The organism is Nioella aestuarii (genome assembly GCF_050896395.1).
GTDB classification, from domain to species: Bacteria; Pseudomonadota; Alphaproteobacteria; order Rhodobacterales; family Rhodobacteraceae; genus Nioella; species Nioella aestuarii.
The window spans coordinates 148,694-166,495 of sequence record NZ_JBPBBA010000003.1 but is presented as its reverse complement, the minus strand read 5'-3'; the positions used below and the strand labels follow the sequence as shown (position 1 = coordinate 166,495).

Sequence of the window (17,802 nt, the reverse complement as noted above, 5' to 3'; positions counted from 1 at the left end):
CCATTCTCAGAGCCATGAACTGGGGGAAAAAATGAGACGAGTCCTGCTTTCAGCCATCTTGTCGGCTGTGCTTCCTGTGACGGCGCAAGCCCAATCGGTGCAAGATCTTATGAACATCCAATACTGGCACGCCTGTAGCCATCCCGATTTTCTGGCAAGTTTCGGCTACAACGTTCTCGTCGTATCTCAGGCGACAAGAGACGCCAGCGGCGATGGTCCGGGCGTGACGTGCAACCTGCTGGAGGTGGATTTTCAGGGGTCGGTCAATCTTGGATGTTCGCGGGCGGCCATGCTCAGCCAAAGCTGGGGCCTGCTGGATTACAGCATGACCCTACCTCTGCAACCGTTGCCTTGCGGTTAACGCAGCGGTCTAGCTGACCGTGATCGTGCCCCGCATATTCGGGTGGAAGGCGCATTTGTAAGGAAAGCTACCGGCAGAACTCAGCGTGATCTCGGCGCTTTCGCCACGGTTCAGGCGCCCGGTGTCGAAACTGCCGTCATCGGCGGTCAGCGTGTGCGGGGCGCCGTCGTTATTGGTGACGGTGATGGTGTCGCCGACGGCGGCTGTCAGGTCGGCAGGCGAAAAGGCAAAGCCTTCGATGGTCACCGCATGTGTCGCGGCGCGCGATCGGCCTGCGATCAGGGCGAGTGGAGTGGCCAGCAGCCCGGCAAGGGTGGTGCGGCGGGTCAGTATGGTCATGGGTAATCTCCTGATGGTGAATGGTTCCACGCTTGCAGTATGTCGGCCGTAAATCAACCATCGGTTGCTTTTGGCCGACAGTCCCGGCCAGTTTTGAACCGATGACCAGTGTCAAACGACAGACAGATATCCAGTCTGTGAAAGCCGCAGCATTTGCGGCGCTCGTCAAAGAATTTCAGCACCGCTCGGCCCGTCTGTTCGCAGGCGGGCCTATTCTTCGTGTTAACGGGCAGCTTGCAGCAGTTCCTCGAAACTGCGCTCTGGTTGACCCAGCAGTTGCAGAGCCTCCTGCTCGTCCTGCTGGATAAGTGGGATCACCGCGCCAGATGGCTCCCAGGATCTCAGGATCGTTTCCGCTAAATCCAGTGATAGAGGTGTGGGGGCATAGTAATCCAGCAAGGTCTGTGCGCCGGATCCAAGAAACACATCCGCCTTTCGGGCCTGAAGGGCGAAAAGCTTGACGTAATCCTTTTCCAGCCCGGTCACGCCCGACAGATCCACCAGTTGTTTCTGTCCCGGTCTAAAATCCGGATGGGCGGCGTACTGGCCGAAGACCTCAAAGCTTTCATCCAGACGCGCAAACCCGGTGTAGCGCACGAAGACGAGGCCACGCTCCGAGAGAATCCTGAAACTCACTGGCACACCGCAACCCCCTTCTTCAAAAAGAAAGAATGCCCGACAATAGCCGGGCATTCACGAAGATTACCAGAGGTCTCGTAGCGTCATTCCATCGCTTTAAAGTTGAACTCGCCACCTTCCTTGATGCCCGAGGGCCAGCGCGAGGTGATGGTTTTGGTGCGCGTATAGAAGCGGAAGCCATCCGGCCCGTGCTGGTTCAGATCGCCAAAGCCCGACTTTTTCCAGCCGCCGAAGGTGTGGTAGGCCAGCGGCACCGGGATCGGGACGTTGATGCCGACCATACCGATATTGATCCGGTTGGCGAAGTCACGCGCGGTGTCGCCGTCGCGGGTGAAGATCGCGGTGCCGTTGCCATATTCGTGGCTGATCGCAAGGCCGATGGCCTCTTCATAGGACCCGGCGCGCACGGTGGACAGGACCGGCCCGAAGATCTCGGTCTTGTAGATGTCCATGTCGGGGGTGACACGGTCAAAGAGGTGCGGTCCGACAAAGAACCCGTCCTCATAGCCTTGCAGGCTGAAGCCGCGACCATCGACAACCAGCTCCGCACCCTGATCGACGCCGGATTGCACCAGACGTTCGATATTGGCCTTGGCGGCGGCGGTCACGACGGGGCCGTAGTCGACAGCGTCACCCGCCGTGTAGGGGCCGACCTTCAGCTTTTCGATGCGCGGCACCAGCTTTTCGATCAGCCGGTCAGCGGTTTCCTCGCCAACGGGAACGGCCACCGAAATGGCCATGCAGCGTTCGCCCGCCGCGCCGTAACCGGCACCCACCAGCGCATCGGCAGCCTGATCGAGATCGGCGTCAGGCATGATGATCATGTGGTTCTTGGCGCCGCCGAAGCACTGCGCGCGCTTGCCGGTCGCGGCTGCACGTTCGTAAATGTACTGTGCAATCGGGGTGGAGCCGACGAAGCCCACGGCCTGAATGACTTCGGAATCGAGGATGCCATCCACCGCTTCCTTGTCGCCGTTCACAACCTGCAACACGCCATCGGGCAGGCCCGCTTCCTGGCACAGCTCTGCCAGCATCAGCGGAACGGAGGGGTCACGCTCGGACGGCTTCAGGATCATTGCGTTGCCAGACGACAGGGCGGGGCCCATCTTCCACAGCGGGATCATGGCAGGGAAGTTGAACGGGGTGATGCCCGCGACAACGCCCAAAGGCTGGCGCATGGAATACATGTCGATGCCGGGGCCGGCGCTGTCGGTGAATTCACCTTTCAGCATCTGCGGTGCACCGATGCAGAATTCGATCACTTCAAGCCCGCGCTGCACGTCACCTTTCGCGTCGGGGAAGGTCTTGCCATGTTCGCGGCTCAGCGCCTCGGCCAGCTTGTCCATGTCGCGGTTCAGCAGGCCCACAAGCTTCATCATCACCCGCGCGCGGCGCTGCGGGTTGGTGGCACCCCATGCTTTCTGTGCCTCGGCGGCATCCGCAATGGCGCTGTCCAGTTCTTCCTTGGACGCGAGCGCAACCTTGGCCTGCACCTCGCCGGTGGCCGGGTTGTAGACATCGGCAAAACGCCCCGACGTGCCTGCCACGCGCTTGCCGTTGATCCAGTGACCGAGTTCTTCCATGGAACCTCTCCTCATCTCCATAAACTTTGAGCGCATTATAGTCTTGCATTCCTGCGCCACAAAGGGGCAGGTTTTCAAAATCGTTTTGCATTTTTGCAAAATGACGGTAAACCCCTGTCATGACACAGAACTGGGATGATCTGCGGGTGTTCCTGGCGGTTGCACGAGCTGAAAGTCTCAGCCGGGCAGGCCAAGAGCTGCGCATGGATCCGGCCACGGTTGGGCGCCGGATTTCGCGGTTGGAGGCATCGCTCGGCGCCATTCTCTTCGCGAAATCCCCGCAAGGCTATGCATTGACCGAGGCCGGCGAACGAATGCTGGAACCGCTGGAGGTGGCTGAGGCCGCGTTGACAGCGGGTCAGGGCGCTGTGACGGGGGCCGATGAGGGGTTGTCGGGCACCATCAGGATCGGTGCGCCGGACGGGTCGGCCAATTTCCTTCTGCCGCAGGTCTGCGCCCAGATCAGGGAACAGAACCCCGATCTGGAGATCCAGATCCTCGCATTGCCGCGCGTCGTCAATCTGTCCAAGCGAGAAGCAGACATGGCGATCACCGTCAGTCCGCCCCAGACCGGACGCCTGACCGTGCAGAAAGTGGCCGACTATCACTTGCATCTGGCGGTGCCAAAAGAGATTTCAGCCGATATCCGCAGCTTGGATGACCTCAAAGGGCGTCCGGTCATCGGCTATATTCAGGATATGATCTTCGATCAGGAGCTCGACTATCTATCCTCCATCGGAGTGTCGCGCGTGGATCTGGCGTCCAATTCCTTTTCCGTGCAGCTCATGCTGATGCGCACCCGGCGCGGCATCGGCATTGCCCATGACTTTGCCATGCCCTTCGCGCCCGAACTCAGGCTGGTTCTACGCGATCAGGTGTCGCTGACCCGCACTTTTTATCTGGTGCGCCACGCTTCTGACCGGGGATCGGAACGTCTTAACAGATTTGCACGGGCACTGGCGCAGGGAATGCGGGCTGAAATTGCGCGATTGGAGGATCTGGCCCGTCACGACGCTTGACACGGCCTATCTTAAGGGGGGACGCTGAACCCAATCACAAGCCACGCAAAATGGAGGCCGCGATGCTGGTTCAGCAAATTCTCAAGTCCAAACCGGATCAGGGCGTTGTCACGATCAAACCGGGGTCGACCATCGGGGACGCGGCTGAGATGCTATCCGGCAAACGCATTGGGACCGTGGTTGTTTCGCCCGACGGAAAGTCGCTGGCCGGTATCCTTTCTGAACGCGACATCGTGCGCGAACTTGGCAAGCGGGGCGTGTCCTGCATGACCGACAGCGTTGACGAGGTCATGACCTCTGAGATCATCACCTGCAGTGCAGCGGACACATCGGAAGATGTTCTGGGTAAAATGACGCAAGGCCGTTTCCGCCATATGCCCGTCATGGAAGGCGATGAAATGGTCGGCCTGATTTCCATCGGAGATGTGGTCAAGGCGCAGCTTGCAGAGCTTTCCATGGAGAAAGAAGCACTGGAAGGCATGATCAAGGGGTTCTGACCCCAATTGCCGCAGATGCAAAGGCAATAACCCGGAAGGGGTTGCAATGCAGTGCGCAATATTGTTGCGTGCCGCCAAATTCTTGCGGGATGGAAAGGGACCACCCATGCGCATTGGCCTGTATCCGGGAACCTTCGATCCGATCACGCTCGGGCATATCGACATTATCCGCCGCGCTTGCTCGCTCGTTGACCGTCTTGTGATCGGTGTTGCCATCAACCGCGACAAGGGGCCGATGTTTTCCTTGGAAGAGCGTTTGGCCATGGTCGAGGCCGAATGCGCCTATCTGACGGAGAAGACCGGAACCGAGATCGTTGCTCATCCATTTGAAAACCTGCTGATCGACTGCGCCCGGGATGTGGGTGCGCAGGTGATCGTCCGGGGACTGCGCGCCGTGGCCGATTTCGAGTATGAATTTCAGATGGTTGGCATGAACCGAAAGCTCGACCCGGAAATCGAGACCGTCTTCCTGATGGCCGACGCGCAGCACCAGGCGATTGCGTCGAAACTGGTCAAGGAAATCGCCCGGCTTGGTGGCGACGTGTCGCATTTCGTAACACCTCCGGTTCTGACGGCCTTGCAGGACAGGTTCCTGCCCGAATAACCCGTTGACTTTGTGCTGGTTCGCGCATATTCATCGCAGAATATGATGTATGTGGGTGAAGTAGCCCGAAGCGGATGTGGAAAGGCGTTTATGGGTGACTACACTTTCGCGTCACAGTGGGCATACTCAGCATCAGGAAGCCAACTCCACGGCAGCACCACCGGCGGAACCGTAACTGACGTAAACGACGATGATGAATTCGATGCAGGTGAGGCCGGCCCGTCGCCTGCCCTTCTTTTTCCGACTGTCTATTACGGCACGATCGAGATCGGCGGGCTGACCTATCCGGTCTTTCAGACAACGGATATCTTTGCTGAACTGCTGATAATCTCGACAACAACCGACCCCTTGCCCAATAACATTTCGCCGGGAACGATCAACGTAGGGGCGCCGTTTCCTATGTGCTTTGCCGTCGGCACGCAGATTGCGACTGCGGCGGGCCAATGCGTTGTCGAAGACCTTGTGATCGGCGATGAGGTTCTCTCGGCAGACGGTCGGCCGGTTCCGGTCAAATGGATCGGTCGTCAAACAATCTTCCCGACTTTCAACCGCAATGCTGGCCGGAGGTTGGTGCGGGTTGCGGCGGGCGCGCTTGGGGCCGGTGTGCCCCACACTGACCTGACTGTCACCGCAGACCACGCGCTGCTGATCGACGGGGTTCTTTGCCATGCCGGCGCGCTGGTGAACGGCAGCACGATCACCAATGTTCCCTCGTCAGAGCTGGGACAAAGCTACACCGTCTATCATATAGAGACCGAGGAACACGAAATTATTCTCGCCAACGGTGCGCCTGCGGAAACCTTTATCGACAACGTGAGCCGCCGGACATCCGACAATTTCGAGTAGTTCGAAGCGCTCTACGGGGATGTGCCTGAAATGGACGAACTGCCCTTTCCCCGCGCGATGAGTGCCCGGCAGCTACCGGCCTCTGTCCGGCACCAGATCGGGATCGTCGCAGCGGCCTGAGCGCTTAGCGCTGGACCGCCTGCGGGGCGGGCTGTTCAGTGGTTTCTGCCGCCCACAGCCTTTCGGAGGTGAGCGTTGCGAAGGTGGCCAGAATGGCCAACGCAAGGGCAAAGCCCACGGGCATCAGGCTGGGTTGGGCGATCTGTCTGGCAACATGGGGCAGGATCATGAGGCGGCTCCTCTTGCTCTCGTTCCGTGCGCGGTCACACTGTTCCACGCAAGCGAGACCGGATTCCGTCGCAACAGGTTGCAACAGGCGACGCACCCCCTTTTCCTTTCCCTTCCACACCACTAGGTTCCTCAGCGATATTGAATTGAGGAGAGCCCGAAATGGCCGAGATCAAAGACCCCGAGAACACCATCATCATCGAACTGAAAGATGGCCCCGTCACCATCGAGCTGCTGCCTGACGTGGCCCCGCAGCATTGCGCACGGATGAAGGAACTGGCCCGCGAAGGCGCTTATGATGGCGTCGTGTTCCATCGGGTGATCGAAGGCTTCATGGCCCAGACAGGTGACGTGGCCCACGGCAATGCCGACAAGGGTCTGAATATCCGCGCTGCGGGAACCGGTGGCTCAGACAAGCCCAACGTCCCGGCAGAATTCTCCAAGCTGCCCCATGATCGCGGCACCATCGGCGCGGCCCGGTCTCAGAACCCCAATTCCGCGAATTCGCAGTTCTTCATCAACTTCAAGGACAACCACTTCCTGAACGGGCAATATACCGTCTATGGCCGCGTGGTGTCGGGGATGGAACATGTGGACAAGATCGTCCGGGGCGAGCCGCCCGCGAATCCCGATAAGATGATCTCGATGAAAGTGGCCGCCGATGCGTAAGCTTGCGCTTGCCCTGATGCTGATGGCTGCCCCTGCGGCGGCCACCACGCTGGAAATCGACGTCACCGGAGAGGCCGAGGGCACCATCGTCATCGACCTTTTCGAACAGGTCGCCCCGCTTCATGTGGAACGTATCACCACGCTGGCCCGGGAAGGCGCCTATGATGATGTCGTCTTTCACCGGGTGATCGAGGGTTTCATGGCCCAAACGGGTGACGTGGAATTCGGCCATCTGGGTCAGGACATGCGCTATGCCGGGCGGGGCGGGTCGGATTACCCAGACCTTCCGGCGGAGTTTGATCCCGAGATCAGCTTTGAACGGGGCATCGTCGGCATGGCCCGTGCGCAGGATCCGAACTCGGCCAATTCCCAGTTCTTCATTATGTTCGACCACGTGCCGCAGCTCGACGGGCAATATACCGTCGTGGGCCAGGTGATCGAAGGGATGGATGTCGTGGATGCCATCAAGCGCGGGGCCGGACGCAACGGCGCGGTTGTCGGTCAGCCCGATTACATCACTGCGATGCGTGTGATCGACTGATCCTTTCTCGGCACTGAGCTCAGCTGGCCCCTGCATTTTGGTGGGGGCCAGCCGCCACGCGTCCCCCCGCGGTCCACTCACCCTCCATAACCTTCGCGTGAGCGGGGCTGTCGCAATCGCTTCCTTTCTGTCAGCGTTCCGGGCAGGAGGATCTCACATGCGCCTGTTTGCCTTTCTCATCGCCGTCAGCCTCGCCGTTCCTGCCGCCGCCACTCCCGACCGCTGGCGCAACGCCTGGCCAAACACGGATTTCACCCGTACAGCCGTCGAGTTCTCCGAGATCATGTCCGGCGGCCCGCCCCGCGACGGTATCCCCGCGCTTTCAGACCCCGGCTTCATCGCCGTAGACCTGGAGACCCGGCTTGACCCGACCGAACCCGTGATCGCCGTGGAATTCGATGGGGCCGAGCCGCGCGCCTATCCGCTGCGCTATCTGACTTGGCACGAAATCGTGAATGACGAGGTGGCAGGTGTGCCGGTTGCCGTGACCTTCTGCCCGCTCTGCAACTCAGCCATCACCTTCGATAGACGCGTGGAGGGAGAGATCCTGACCTTCGGTGTGTCCGGGATGCTCAGGCATTCTGACATGGTCATGTATGACCGAGAAACCGAAAGCTGGTGGCAGCAGGCCATCGGGCGCGGCATCGTTGGCCACCATATGCACACGGATCTGGTGACACTGCCCACTTGGATGGAAAGCTGGGAAGAGTTCCGCAGCCGAAATCCGAACGGCCTGGTGATGGATGAACCAGGATGGCGCCGACCCTATGGCACGAATCCCTATGTGGGCTATGACAGCTCCCCCCGGCCGTTCCTCTACAACGGGGAAATGCCGCCCCACGACATCCCGCCGCTGGTGCGGGTGGTGCGCGTTGGCGACCGGGCCTGGCCGTTGACCCGGTTGGCAGAGGAAGGGCAGATCGAAGAAGATGGGGTCTTCCTCAGCTGGACCGCCGGGCAGGCCTCCGCGCTCGATACCAACCGCATTGGCGAAGGCCGCGACGTGGGCAATATCCGGGTCCGCGACGGGCAGGGCGCGGACCTGCCCCATGACGTGATGTTCGCCTTTGCCTTCCATGCCTTCTGGCCCGACGGTGACTGGATGCTGGGACAGTGAAACCGGGCGCGGGGAAGGCGCTTCGAAGCGCCTTTTGAAAAGCGGCTTCAAAGCCGCTTCCCCCCGCTTCACTCGTGGCTTGACCTCCCGACCGTGCAGCGCTAGCGGAGATCATGGCACGCGCACCCCTTCTCCAGCTCAATGACATCTCGCTTACCTTCGGGGGCGACCCGATCTTTTCCGATCTCTCGCTCGTCGTTCACGAGGGCGACCGGGTGGCGCTTGTGGGTCGAAACGGGTCAGGGAAATCGACGCTGATGAAGATCATGGCCGGGCTGGTGGAACCCGATCACGGACAACGCATCCTTCCGCCCGGTATTTCCGTGGGCTACATGGAACAGGACCCCGATTTCGCAGGCTTTGCCAAGCTTGGCGATTATGCCACCAGCGGGCTGGACCCGTCTGAGGCCTGGAAGGTCGAAGCTGCTGCCGAGGGTTTGAAACTGCGCCTCGCCTCCGCGCCGGACGAAGCCTCCGGGGGTGAACGCCGTCGCGCGGCTCTTGCCAAACTGCTGGCCGAAGCTCCGGAGCTGATGTTGCTGGACGAGCCCACCAACCATCTCGACATCGAGGCAATTGGCTGGCTCGAAACCCAGTTGAAAGAAACCCGCGCGGGCTACGTGATTATTTCCCACGACCGGGCTTTCCTCAATGCGCTGACCCGCGCCACGCTCTGGATCGACCGGGGACAGGTCCGGCGCAACGAGCAGGGCTTTGCACAGTTCGAGGATTGGCGCGACAAGATCTGGGAAGAAGAAGACCAGTATCGCCACAAGCTCAACCGCAAGATCAAATCCGAAGCCAGGTGGGCCGTCGAAGGTATCAGCGCGCGGCGCAAACGCAACATGGGCCGGGTTCGGGCGCTTGGCGACCTGCGCGCCGAACGCGCCGGCATGATCCGCCGTCAGGGCACCGCCGCGATGGCGCTGGAGGAAGGCACCAAGTCCGGCAAACGGGTGATCGAGGCGCAGGGTATTTCCAAATCCTTCGACGGCAAAACCATCTTCAAGCCCTTCGACCTGCGTATCCTGCGTGGCGACAGGGTGGCCTTTGTCGGCCCCAACGGGGTGGGTAAGACCACGCTTCTGAATGTGCTGACCGGACGGCTGGCGCCAGATACTGGCAGAGTCACCCATGGCACCAATCTGGAGATGGCCGTCTTCGACCAGACCCGCGCAGCGCTCGATCCCAATGCGACGCTTTGGGATTCGCTGTCGCTCGATCCGTCCATGGCCGTGTCCGGCGCGTCCGATCAGGTGATGGTGCGGGGCAGCCCGCGTCATGTGGTGGGATACCTCAAGGACTTCCTCTTTGACGAACGCCAGGTCCGCGCACCGGTGCGGTCACTGTCGGGCGGCGAAAAGGCGCGGCTTCTGCTGGCACGCCTGATGGCGAAGGAATCGAACGTCCTGGTGCTCGACGAACCAACCAACGATCTGGATGTGGAAACGCTCGACCTGCTGCAGGATCTGTTGGGCGACTATCCCGGCACCGTGCTGCTGGTCAGCCATGACCGCGATTTCATCGATCGTGTGGCGACAACGACCATCGCGATGGAGGGCAACGGGCAGGCCACGGTTTACGCGGGCGGATGGACAGATTACCGCGCACAACGGGGTGAAAGCGGTTTGGCCGAGCCAGCGCGGGCCGTGAAGCCGAAATCTGCCCCAGTGGCCGAGCCGAAAACAGTCGCCAAACCGAAATCGGGGCTGTCCTATACGGAAAAGCACCGGTTGGAGGAACTGCCTGGTGTCATCGAACGGCTGGAGGCCGAGATTGGCAAACTGGCAGGGTTGCTCTCTGACCCCGAATTGTTCACCCTGGAACCGGTGAAATTTCGCAAGGCGACCGAAGCTTTGACCGAGAGGCAGCAGAAGCTGTCAGAGGCGGAAGAGGAATGGTTGCTGCTGGAAGAAAAATCGGGCGGCTAGGCGCGTAGCCACGCCGCGCAGACATCTTCCAGCAAGAAAATCGGGGATATTGCCCACCTCGCGTCGCTTCTCCCCCCAGGGGTTGCGCCAAGCTGAATATGCGCCCCGTCGGTGCGGGGTGTGTGCGCGGGGTCAGAGCCCTATCTGGCGGCAAGTTGGGTCAGGGCAACACCTGCCGCCATGACCACGATGCCGCCTGCACGCAGCGCTGTCAGCGGGGATTGGGAGGCCCCGAACAGGCCGAAATGGTCGATCAGAGCGGCAGAGATGAGCTGCCCGAGAAGCACGAAGAACACCGCATTCCCGATGCCGAAATGTGGGGCGACATAGGTGATGGACAGCACGTAGAAAGCGACGAGGATCCCGGCCAGGAACAGGTGCCAGGGTTGGCCGGGCAAACGGGACAGAGCGCCTGTCCCAGTAGTGACCATCACAACGCAAGTGGCTGATAACGCAACGATAAACAAGATGAATGCCGCCGCAGCAGGAGACCCGATATTGGCCCCGAGCCGCGCATTCAGGGCCGCCAGAACCGGAATGCCAAGCCCTGCGGCCAGCATGATCAGTGCGTGTTGGGTCATCTGTCTGCGCTCCATTTGTGTTCGGCGCAAGCTGCGGCGGATTGTTGGGATGCGCAAGGGGTCAGGAGCAGATCCCGCGAAGATCCGCATCTTGCCAGGGCAACCGGATATCGGGTTGGCTGATCCGATCTCTGAGAGGGGTAAGATTCAGATATGGTTGAAGAATATCTTCCAGCCGTTCGGTGCGCGCCCCGGCCGGGTCCAGCGCGCGACAGCACACATATTCTTCTACAAGACTGGCCTGCTGTTCGTATCCGTAACTCAGGAAGTCTGGCGTTTCCTGTGGAATGTCAAAGAGATAAGGATCGTTGCTAACCCAGTGTTCCGATGCGCCGCGCAAGGGGTGATAGCCCGTCACAGCCCGGTTCTGCCATTGCCAGATATGGGTCATTTCATGAGAGAAGAACATTGCCGCGACCAGCCGCAATTCATCCGGATAGCCCTCGAGGTAATCCTCCAGATAGTAGTCCGGTGTAACCCAGATGTGCCGAAATGTGGCGATGCCCGCCGCGCGGCTTTCAACGGTAGGCCCCTCTGGCGGCGGGAAAATCCTTTCTCTGCAAGTGACACGCGGGCGCACGGGGCGGGTGTGGCTGCGAAGGCCGACAAGCGGCATTTCCACGATGCGGATCGGTGCCGTGTCGAGCCCCGGTTGCAATTCACCCATGAATGCGCGTTCCGCCTCGGTCAGCGGACGGCCACAAGCGGCGAGCAGAAGAAAAAGGCCCAGAATCCAGCGCATGGTCCCAGTCTAGCGGATCAGACGGACATCGCCAGTATCTGAGAAATCTGCGTCAGACCGCGCCCTGACTGGTCCATCCAGATGTTGAACGCATCCTGTATTGCGCGCATCGAAGATTTTGACCCGGCGGGCTTGTCGATCACGCCTTCGGCCATCAGCCGTGCCGTGACATCGCGGCTGAGAATGAAGGCATCGCGCCCAGCAAAGCGCATGGCGTATTGGCCGCTCATTCCGCCAAGCCGACTGCCTTCCGATTTCAGGAGGTCCAGCAGGCCCACGAAGTCAGTGGAGGGCCAGCCGCCGAGCACCGTTCCGGCACCGCCTTGTGCATTAAGTGACTGGATAAAAACAGCATTATCCCGAACGGTTTGAATCTTGGGCCCGTTCCTGACAATCCGCGTGTCGCGCAGCAGGGTGTCCAGCCATGCATCATCCATCATCGCGCAGCGACCGATATCAAAGCCATGGAACGCCTCCTCGAACCCGTCCCACTTGGCGTCGATCACCCGCCAGTTGAACCCCGCTTGGAAGATGCAGCGTGTCATCAAAGACAGCCAGCGGTCAGGCGGCAGGGCGGCTAGTTCATCAGCGGGTTTCGGGGACTGGAGCCGGGCGGCAAGCGCAGGCTCTCCGTGTCGTTTCAGGGCGATCTGATAGATGTCGTTGAATGCGCGCATGAGACCTCCGCTCCAATGGCAAGCCTAGCGGTCCTCGTCGTTTGAGGCTAGCGCCTGCTCTTGCATGGGCCCGTGCAGAAACGCATGTCAGACCACGTAGAAGGTGGCCTGCGCGCGTGCGACGAGCTTGCCGGATGGCTCCGCCAGCATTTCGGCCTCGACAAAGGCCATGGATTTCCCCGCCCGCACGATATCGGCCCGGCAAACGATCCAGTCACCGACGCCAGGACGCAGAAACTGACAGGTGAAATTCGTGGTGGCCACGGGGCGGAACGATCCGAAGAACCCCGCCGTAGCCAGAACCATCGTCGTGTCGGCCATGGTCATCAGCGCCTGACCAGAGATGATCCCACCCACACGCGCCAGCCGATCGCTGTTGGGCATCCGGGAAATGGTGTGCGATTCGGTCACTTCGGTGATGTCCAACGCCAGATCCCGCACCCATTGCGCGAAATTATCGGCCAGAAAACCGTTCAGATCGTCGGGGGTAAGGGCAGGGGCTGTCATCGGGTGTGGCCTTTCCAGATTGGGCTGCTTGCAGCGTAAGCCCTTGGCAATGAACCGGCAATCCCCGCCGCGTTATCCGATAGCCAACCGCTGTTTATTGCTGTCAGCGGCACGATTTTGGATGACGCGGGCCAATCTGGCAGGGTTTCGGTGTCGGCTCCTCCCATCCCTCCGGCGCAACTCAATTGACCAACTCCACATGACCCAAGGAATTTGACCCATGAAGAAACCAGTTATGACCCTCATCGCCGCGGCTCTGACCGTCGCTGCCATTGCCCCCGCCGCTTCGGCTGACATCATCGTGCTTGGCTCGCCCCTGCATGTGATCGAAGACGACGTGAAGCTGACGCCGCTGCCTGAGCCGCGCCCGCTGCCGTTCCCCTTCCCGGTGGTGCTGCCCATGCCCCGTCCGATCCCATTGCCGGACACCTGCCTGAGCTGCCCGCCCATGCCGCTGCATTACACCCCGATTTCGCGCACGGTGATCCTGCGCTGATCGGACAAACCTGACTTTGTCATGCATCACCCAGGGGCGGCCCTGCGCTTCCCCGGGGGTATTTATTCCACGTCCCTCAGCCCGATCGACCGTCTCAGCGCGTTCATCGCCTGCATATAGGCCTCGTCGATCTGGTAATCCGTGGGCAGGTCGTCGGGGGCGAACATCGCCTCCCAGGCTTCATCCCAGTCATATCCCGCATGGACGCGCCGATCCCCCAGATCATGCGTCACCACCGCGCGGATCTTGGCGTCTTCGCCTTGGCCTGTGAAGGTGTGAAAGCAAAGCTGCATGAATTCGAAATGCCGCTGGTAGAAATCTTCGGACAGCAGATGGCGGTAGATATTCACCTCCCGGTCCAGACGCCGCTTGGTGGCGATCATGTCGGGGGGTGAGATCTCTTTCCAGTACCCCACCAACCGCCGGAAACAGTAGATCCGGTTCATATCGGGCGCGATGCGATCGTAGATTTCCAGCCGCTTGGTCAGGATAGGCCGGTTCTGCCATAGCGCCCCGTCGATGGATCTGAGCCGCCAGACCAGCGCCCCCGCCAGACCGGCGAAGACAAGCGCGAACAGAACCTGCAACCAAGGGGCCATGCTATCCTCCTGCCGCTCAGGCTAGCAGATGCGGGTCATCCCGTCACCGTCCGGCGCACCCAGGGCGTCAGGGAAATCAGCACCAGACCGACTGAGAACAGGCACCAGATCGCGGGCATTTCGTTTGGCGATTGCGCCAGTGACGCGGCCAATATCGGGCCAAGAAGCGCATGGACGAGCACGTATCGCCACGCCCCGTAGAAGAGCGGGAAGACAAACACTGCCAGCAGGTAATCGGGGAAGGGCACCCAATGTCGGAACACATCGCCCCCAAAGCGGCCCGCGAAATCCGATAGCGGCATGTCCCACGCCAGATGCCACGATCCCGACAGGGTGCACCATTGCGGACCACACAGCGTCGTGCCCGGCACGCATGTGCCCACCCACGCCATCGGCACCATGCGCATCAGCAGAAGCATGGACACCACCGCCGTCAGCCCCATGATGGTCTTCCACATCCGGGCCGGGACGCCGCCGACAAGCGCCATGCCGAAGGCGTTGATGAAGAGGGGTTGCAGCGCGATATGGACGTAACTGAGCAGCGCCGAGGCCTGGTTGCCCGGTAACTCACATTGGTCGATGGTCTGGTAGCCCCAGAATTGCAGCGCCTCCATCGAGGCGAAAAAGGCCAGCGTGATCGGGATCGCGGGCGGATCACCGCGTTTCCAGGTGACGACCGTTGCAACGGCCCCGACGCCCACCATCGCCAGACTGGCCCCTTCGCTCCAACACATGCCCGTTCCCCCCGGTTGCGTGCGTCAACTGTTGCGGGTTGCGTGGGAGCGGTCAAGGGAAAGGGTGGAGCTGTGCCCCCGGCGCGGAACCAAGGCGAAGCCGCCGCGCCATCGTCATGCGGGACGCATGCCTCCGGCATGACGCGCGCCCACGCGGAGGCGATTTGGTGAGGTTGGGCGAAACGGAGAGGGAGCGCGGATGTGGCAGCCATAAAGCGCGAGTTACAGACCGTGGGATCGCCTCCGCGCGCGTAGTCGATGGCGCTCGCTACAAGTTCTCGACCACACAAAGATTAAACCGGCGACTCGACAGCACATCGCCGATCGGGCCCGCATGTGCATCCACTCTCAGTAGGCAATAGAGGACGTCGAACGGACTAACGGTGTCCAGAATGGAACGGGAGTCACCCAACATCTCCGCAGCCGTCATGAACCCTTCAACATCCGGACATCCGTTCGCGCCCCCGTCTTCACGGCAAACCTGTCCAAGGAGATTGGCCTTCGCCGAGGACATGAAGACCGCATACACCGTTGCCCGGCCTTGATCGTTGTTCCTCTGGAACGCGCCATACAACACGCGGTCAGCAGCGTCCAAATCAGTAAACGAACTTACGAGATCACCATCTAGCTGCACGGCTAGTGCGCCCGCTAGACGTGTGAGCGCGTTCGGGTCCGAGAACAGTGCCTCGAAGTCTTCGAGATATTGCCGCCGATCCCGCGCCTCATAGGAGGCCATGAAATCCTCAAGTTCGCTGCATTCGCCAGACGAATCTCGGTCGAGGCGACCGAGGAACATCTGATAGTCGTAACAATAGTAAAAAGGCTGTTCTTCGCCATCCAAGGCTTCTTGAGCTGTTGCCCGCCCATCAATGGAAAAGACGGCGAGCGGAAGAAGCATTAGCGCCACAAGCGACGAAATTGCCCTAACAAGACGACCAATCAAACATCCAACTCCTCCACGAACTGCGCGTTCTCCTGGATATACTGGAAGCGCAGTTCGGGTTTCTTGCCCATCAGGCGCTCCACCAGGTCTCCGGTTTCTCCCGGCACCTCGTCGTCGATGCTGACGCGGATCAGTTTCCGCTGCTCGGGGTCCATCGTGGTTTCCTTCAGGTCCTTGGCGTCCATCTCGCCCAGGCCCTTGAAGCGGGAAACGTCGATCTTGCCCTTGCCGCCGAGCCCCTTGGAGAGCCACTCGTCCCGTTCCGCCTCATCCAGGCAATAGACGCGGCGCGAGCCTTGCGTCAGGCGATACAAAGGTGGGCAAGCCAGATAAAGATGCCCTGCGTCGATCATGGGCCGCATCTGGGTGAAGAAGAAGGTCATCAGGAGCGAGGCGATATGGGCGCCGTCCACATCCGCGTCGGTCATGATGATGATCTTGTCATAGCGCAGGTCGTCGATGTTGAACTTCGTCCCGATCCCCACGCCCATGGCCTGGCAGAGATCGTTGATCTCGGCATTTGTCGTAATCTTGGACCCCGCCGCGCCAAGCACGTTCAGGATTTTCCCGCGCAAGGGCAGGAGTGCCTGTGTCTTGCGGTCCCGCGCCATCTTGGCGGAGCCACCGGCCGAGTCGCCCTCAACGATGAAAAGTTCCGTCCCGTCGCGGCTGGAGTTGGAACAATCCACCAGCTTGCCGGGCAGGCGCAGGCGTTTGGTGGCGGATTTCCGTTGCGTTTCCTTCTCCTGCCGGCGGCGCAGGCGTTCCTCGGCCCTGAGCACCAGGAAATCGAGGATCGCGCCCGCCGCCTTTGTATCGGCGGCCAGCCAGTTGTCGAAATGGTCGCGCACGGCGTTTTCCACCAGCCGCTGCGCCTCGGTCGTGGCGAGGCGATCCTTGGTCTGGCCGACGAATTCGGGTTCCCGGATAAAACAGGACACCAGCGCGCAGCCCCCAGTGATCAGGTCATCACGGGTGATCTGCGCCGCCTTCTTGTTGCCCAAAAGCTCGCCATAGGCGCGGATGCCTTTCAGGACCGCAGCCCAGAACCCGGCCTCATGCGTGCCGCCTTCGGGCGTGGGCACGGTGTTACAATAGGATTGGATGAACCCATCACGCGAGGGCGTCCAGTTAATCGCCCATTCCACCTTGCCCGGCGTGTTGAAGCGTTCCTTGAAATCGACCGTACCGGCAAAGGGCTGATCGGCATAGGTTGAGGCGGTGCCGAGAGTTTCCTTGAGGTAGTCGCCCAGACCACCGGGGAAATGGAAGGTGGCCTCCAGCGGTGTGTCGCCTTCCGCGATGGCCGACTTCCAGCGGATTTCAACGCCGGAAAAGAGATACGCCTTGGAGCGGACCATCTTCAGAAGCCGGGCGGGTTTGAACCGGTGATGGCCAAAGATCTGTTCATCCGCATGGAAAGTGACGGTGGTGCCGCGCCGGTTGGGGGCAGCGCCGATGGCTTGCACCGGGCCCTTCGGGATGCCGCGCGAAAACTCCTGCGCGAAAAGCTCTCGGTTGCGGGCGACTTCCACGCGCAGGTGATCTGAGAGGGCGTTGACCACGGATGCACCGACGCCGTGCAGACCGCCCGAGGTTTCATAGCTGTCGCCCGAGAACTTGCCGCCCGCGTGCAGAGTGCACAAGATCACCTCCAGCGCCGACTTGCCGGGGAATTTCGGGTGCGGATCAACGGGCATTCCGCGACCGTTGTCGCGGATGGTGACGGAATGATCGGCATGAAGTTCGACCTCGATGCGGGTGGCGTGGCCTGCGACGGCCTCGTCCATCGAGTTGTCGAGGATTTCGGCGACCAGGTGATGCAGGGCGCGTTCATCGGTGCCGCCGATATACATGCCGGGCCTCTTGCGGACGGGTTCCAGCCCCTCCAGCACCTCGATCGAGGAGGCGTCATATCCTCCGGTGTCCACCGGCGGGGAAAGAAGATCGTCGGCCATGCCATCTGCTCTTTGTCTTGTGCTTTTGATTGTCTCGCAGGGTATCGCAGGGGTGGGGCACCCGACAAGGGGCAACGCAGGATTTTGTGGGGCAGGGGCGGACCAGCACAATCCACGGGTGCAAACGGGTT

The 17,802-nt window shown here is 60.9% G+C and carries 22 protein-coding genes; 10 read left to right on the top strand and 12 right to left on the bottom strand.

All coding sequences use genetic code 11. The features are described 5' to 3' along the window. The first annotated feature begins 31 nt into the window (after window positions 1-31). Entirely contained in the window at window positions 32-361 is a 330-nt protein-coding gene (locus tag ACROHD_RS03630) for a hypothetical protein (protein WP_432675973.1), read from the top strand. A gap of 9 nt (window positions 362-370) precedes the next feature. On the opposite strand, the gene ACROHD_RS03625 is transcribed toward ACROHD_RS03630, so the two are convergent. The 3 genes from ACROHD_RS03625 to ACROHD_RS03615 all read right to left on the bottom strand — a co-directional run bounded on the left by ACROHD_RS03625 (window position 371) and on the right by ACROHD_RS03615 (window position 2,922). Next, window positions 371-700, bottom strand: a complete 330-nt coding sequence (locus ACROHD_RS03625) for a cupredoxin domain-containing protein (RefSeq protein WP_432675972.1) — start codon at window positions 698-700, stop codon at window positions 371-373. A 222-nt stretch (window positions 701-922) separates the two neighbouring features. Then, window positions 923-1,336: a hypothetical protein gene (locus tag ACROHD_RS03620; RefSeq protein WP_432675971.1), complete on the bottom strand. Its 414-nt coding sequence runs from the start codon at window positions 1,334-1,336 to the stop codon at window positions 923-925. 86 nt (window positions 1,337-1,422) lie between these two features. Continuing rightward, window positions 1,423-2,922: a CoA-acylating methylmalonate-semialdehyde dehydrogenase gene (locus tag ACROHD_RS03615; protein WP_432675969.1), complete on the bottom strand. Its 1,500-nt coding sequence runs from the start codon at window positions 2,920-2,922 to the stop codon at window positions 1,423-1,425. Window positions 2,923-3,041: 119 nt separating this feature from the next. Here ACROHD_RS03615 and ACROHD_RS03610 point away from each other — a divergent pair, with 119 nt between their 5' ends. From ACROHD_RS03610 to ACROHD_RS03595, 4 genes are all read left to right on the top strand, one after another. Next, window positions 3,042-3,941, top strand: coding sequence for a LysR family transcriptional regulator (locus ACROHD_RS03610; protein ID WP_432675968.1), 900 nt, complete (start codon window positions 3,042-3,044; stop codon window positions 3,939-3,941). Window positions 3,942-4,003: 62 nt separating this feature from the next. Further along, window positions 4,004-4,438 (top strand): CBS domain-containing protein, encoded by a 435-nt coding sequence (locus ACROHD_RS03605; protein WP_432675967.1) that lies wholly within the window; start codon window positions 4,004-4,006, stop codon window positions 4,436-4,438. A gap of 106 nt (window positions 4,439-4,544) precedes the next feature. Next, window positions 4,545-5,042, top strand: coding sequence for a pantetheine-phosphate adenylyltransferase (gene coaD, locus ACROHD_RS03600; protein WP_432675966.1), 498 nt, complete (start codon window positions 4,545-4,547; stop codon window positions 5,040-5,042). A 90-nt stretch (window positions 5,043-5,132) separates the two neighbouring features. Next, window positions 5,133-5,888, top strand: coding sequence for a Hint domain-containing protein (locus tag ACROHD_RS03595; protein WP_432675965.1), 756 nt, complete (start codon window positions 5,133-5,135; stop codon window positions 5,886-5,888). A gap of 124 nt (window positions 5,889-6,012) precedes the next feature. Here ACROHD_RS03595 and ACROHD_RS03590 read toward each other — a convergent pair whose 3' ends face one another. Continuing rightward, window positions 6,013-6,177, bottom strand: a complete 165-nt coding sequence (locus ACROHD_RS03590; RefSeq protein ID WP_432675964.1) for a hypothetical protein — start codon at window positions 6,175-6,177, stop codon at window positions 6,013-6,015. Between the two features lie 161 nt (window positions 6,178-6,338). Here ACROHD_RS03590 and ACROHD_RS03585 point away from each other — a divergent pair, with 161 nt between their 5' ends. From ACROHD_RS03585 to ACROHD_RS03570, 4 genes are all read left to right on the top strand, one after another. Next, window positions 6,339-6,845 (top strand): peptidylprolyl isomerase, encoded by a 507-nt coding sequence (locus ACROHD_RS03585; protein ID WP_432675963.1) that lies wholly within the window; start codon window positions 6,339-6,341, stop codon window positions 6,843-6,845. Beyond that, the gene (locus ACROHD_RS03580) at window positions 6,838-7,386 is read left to right on the top strand and encodes a peptidylprolyl isomerase (RefSeq protein ID WP_432675962.1); all 549 of its coding nucleotides are present in this window, start codon (window positions 6,838-6,840) and stop codon (window positions 7,384-7,386) included. Before ACROHD_RS03585 ends, ACROHD_RS03580 begins: the two co-directional genes overlap by 8 nt. Window positions 7,387-7,543: 157 nt before the next feature. Beyond that, complete coding sequence (locus ACROHD_RS03575; RefSeq protein WP_432675961.1) at window positions 7,544-8,503, top strand: DUF3179 domain-containing protein; 960 nt, start codon at window positions 7,544-7,546, stop codon at window positions 8,501-8,503. Window positions 8,504-8,616: 113 nt separating this feature from the next. Further along, complete coding sequence (locus ACROHD_RS03570) at window positions 8,617-10,434, top strand: ABC-F family ATP-binding cassette domain-containing protein (RefSeq protein ID WP_432675960.1); 1,818 nt, start codon at window positions 8,617-8,619, stop codon at window positions 10,432-10,434. A 140-nt stretch (window positions 10,435-10,574) separates the two neighbouring features. Here ACROHD_RS03570 and ACROHD_RS03565 read toward each other — a convergent pair whose 3' ends face one another. The 4 genes from ACROHD_RS03565 to ACROHD_RS03550 form a co-directional block, all read right to left on the bottom strand. Next, a complete protein-coding gene (locus ACROHD_RS03565; RefSeq protein ID WP_432675959.1) occupies window positions 10,575-11,015 on the bottom strand; it encodes a DMT family transporter in 441 nt (146 codons plus the stop codon). A 61-nt stretch (window positions 11,016-11,076) separates the two neighbouring features. Further along, window positions 11,077-11,757 carry a hypothetical protein gene (locus ACROHD_RS03560; protein WP_432675958.1) on the bottom strand — a complete coding sequence of 227 codons (681 nt, stop codon included), beginning with the start codon at window positions 11,755-11,757 and terminating at the stop codon, window positions 11,077-11,079. Window positions 11,758-11,774: 17 nt separating this feature from the next. Continuing rightward, a complete protein-coding gene (locus ACROHD_RS03555) occupies window positions 11,775-12,434 on the bottom strand; it encodes a DNA-3-methyladenine glycosylase I (RefSeq protein ID WP_432675957.1) in 660 nt (219 codons plus the stop codon). A gap of 87 nt (window positions 12,435-12,521) precedes the next feature. Next, a complete protein-coding gene (locus ACROHD_RS03550) occupies window positions 12,522-12,941 on the bottom strand; it encodes a PaaI family thioesterase (RefSeq protein ID WP_432675956.1) in 420 nt (139 codons plus the stop codon). A gap of 220 nt (window positions 12,942-13,161) precedes the next feature. On the opposite strand from ACROHD_RS03550, the gene ACROHD_RS03545 reads away from it, so the two are divergent. After that, on the top strand, window positions 13,162-13,437 hold the full coding sequence (locus ACROHD_RS03545; RefSeq protein WP_432675955.1) for a hypothetical protein: 276 nt from the start codon (window positions 13,162-13,164) through the stop codon (window positions 13,435-13,437). A gap of 62 nt (window positions 13,438-13,499) precedes the next feature. On the opposite strand, the gene ACROHD_RS03540 is transcribed toward ACROHD_RS03545, so the two are convergent. The 4 genes from ACROHD_RS03540 to parE all read right to left on the bottom strand — a co-directional run bounded on the left by ACROHD_RS03540 (window position 13,500) and on the right by parE (window position 17,671). Further along, window positions 13,500-14,036, bottom strand: a complete 537-nt coding sequence (locus tag ACROHD_RS03540; RefSeq protein ID WP_432675954.1) for a hypothetical protein — start codon at window positions 14,034-14,036, stop codon at window positions 13,500-13,502. A gap of 35 nt (window positions 14,037-14,071) precedes the next feature. Next, complete coding sequence (locus tag ACROHD_RS03535; RefSeq protein ID WP_432675953.1) at window positions 14,072-14,770, bottom strand: DUF5765 domain-containing protein; 699 nt, start codon at window positions 14,768-14,770, stop codon at window positions 14,072-14,074. A 268-nt stretch (window positions 14,771-15,038) separates the two neighbouring features. Beyond that, the gene (locus tag ACROHD_RS03530) at window positions 15,039-15,668 is read right to left on the bottom strand and encodes a hypothetical protein (RefSeq protein ID WP_432675952.1); all 630 of its coding nucleotides are present in this window, start codon (window positions 15,666-15,668) and stop codon (window positions 15,039-15,041) included. A 41-nt stretch (window positions 15,669-15,709) separates the two neighbouring features. Continuing rightward, entirely contained in the window at window positions 15,710-17,671 is a 1,962-nt protein-coding gene (parE, locus tag ACROHD_RS03525) for a DNA topoisomerase IV subunit B (RefSeq protein WP_432675951.1), read from the bottom strand. Between the last annotated feature and the right edge of the window lie 131 nt (window positions 17,672-17,802).

Coding starts and splice junctions, on each gene's coding strand:
- ACROHD_RS03630 (WP_432675973.1), top strand. CDS start 32: ATGAGACGAGTCCTGCTTTCAGCCATCTTGTCGGCTGTGCTTCCTGTG.
- ACROHD_RS03625 (WP_432675972.1), bottom strand. CDS start 700: ATGACCATACTGACCCGCCGCACCACCCTTGCCGGGCTGCTGGCCACT.
- ACROHD_RS03615 (WP_432675969.1), bottom strand. CDS start 2,922: ATGGAAGAACTCGGTCACTGGATCAACGGCAAGCGCGTGGCAGGCACG.
- ACROHD_RS03610 (WP_432675968.1), top strand. CDS start 3,042: ATGACACAGAACTGGGATGATCTGCGGGTGTTCCTGGCGGTTGCACGA.
- ACROHD_RS03605 (WP_432675967.1), top strand. CDS start 4,004: ATGCTGGTTCAGCAAATTCTCAAGTCCAAACCGGATCAGGGCGTTGTC.
- coaD (WP_432675966.1), top strand. CDS start 4,545: ATGCGCATTGGCCTGTATCCGGGAACCTTCGATCCGATCACGCTCGGG.
- ACROHD_RS03595 (WP_432675965.1), top strand. CDS start 5,133: ATGGGTGACTACACTTTCGCGTCACAGTGGGCATACTCAGCATCAGGA.
- ACROHD_RS03590 (WP_432675964.1), bottom strand. CDS start 6,177: ATGATCCTGCCCCATGTTGCCAGACAGATCGCCCAACCCAGCCTGATG.
- ACROHD_RS03585 (WP_432675963.1), top strand. CDS start 6,339: ATGGCCGAGATCAAAGACCCCGAGAACACCATCATCATCGAACTGAAA.
- ACROHD_RS03580 (WP_432675962.1), top strand. CDS start 6,838: ATGCGTAAGCTTGCGCTTGCCCTGATGCTGATGGCTGCCCCTGCGGCG.
- ACROHD_RS03575 (WP_432675961.1), top strand. CDS start 7,544: ATGCGCCTGTTTGCCTTTCTCATCGCCGTCAGCCTCGCCGTTCCTGCC.
- ACROHD_RS03570 (WP_432675960.1), top strand. CDS start 8,617: ATGGCACGCGCACCCCTTCTCCAGCTCAATGACATCTCGCTTACCTTC.
- ACROHD_RS03565 (WP_432675959.1), bottom strand. CDS start 11,015: ATGACCCAACACGCACTGATCATGCTGGCCGCAGGGCTTGGCATTCCG.
- ACROHD_RS03560 (WP_432675958.1), bottom strand. CDS start 11,757: ATGCGCTGGATTCTGGGCCTTTTTCTTCTGCTCGCCGCTTGTGGCCGT.
- ACROHD_RS03555 (WP_432675957.1), bottom strand. CDS start 12,434: ATGCGCGCATTCAACGACATCTATCAGATCGCCCTGAAACGACACGGA.
- ACROHD_RS03550 (WP_432675956.1), bottom strand. CDS start 12,941: ATGACAGCCCCTGCCCTTACCCCCGACGATCTGAACGGTTTTCTGGCC.
- ACROHD_RS03545 (WP_432675955.1), top strand. CDS start 13,162: ATGAAGAAACCAGTTATGACCCTCATCGCCGCGGCTCTGACCGTCGCT.
- ACROHD_RS03540 (WP_432675954.1), bottom strand. CDS start 14,036: ATGGCCCCTTGGTTGCAGGTTCTGTTCGCGCTTGTCTTCGCCGGTCTG.
- ACROHD_RS03535 (WP_432675953.1), bottom strand. CDS start 14,770: ATGTGTTGGAGCGAAGGGGCCAGTCTGGCGATGGTGGGCGTCGGGGCC.
- ACROHD_RS03530 (WP_432675952.1), bottom strand. CDS start 15,668: ATGCTTCTTCCGCTCGCCGTCTTTTCCATTGATGGGCGGGCAACAGCT.
- parE (WP_432675951.1), bottom strand. CDS start 17,671: ATGGCCGACGATCTTCTTTCCCCGCCGGTGGACACCGGAGGATATGAC.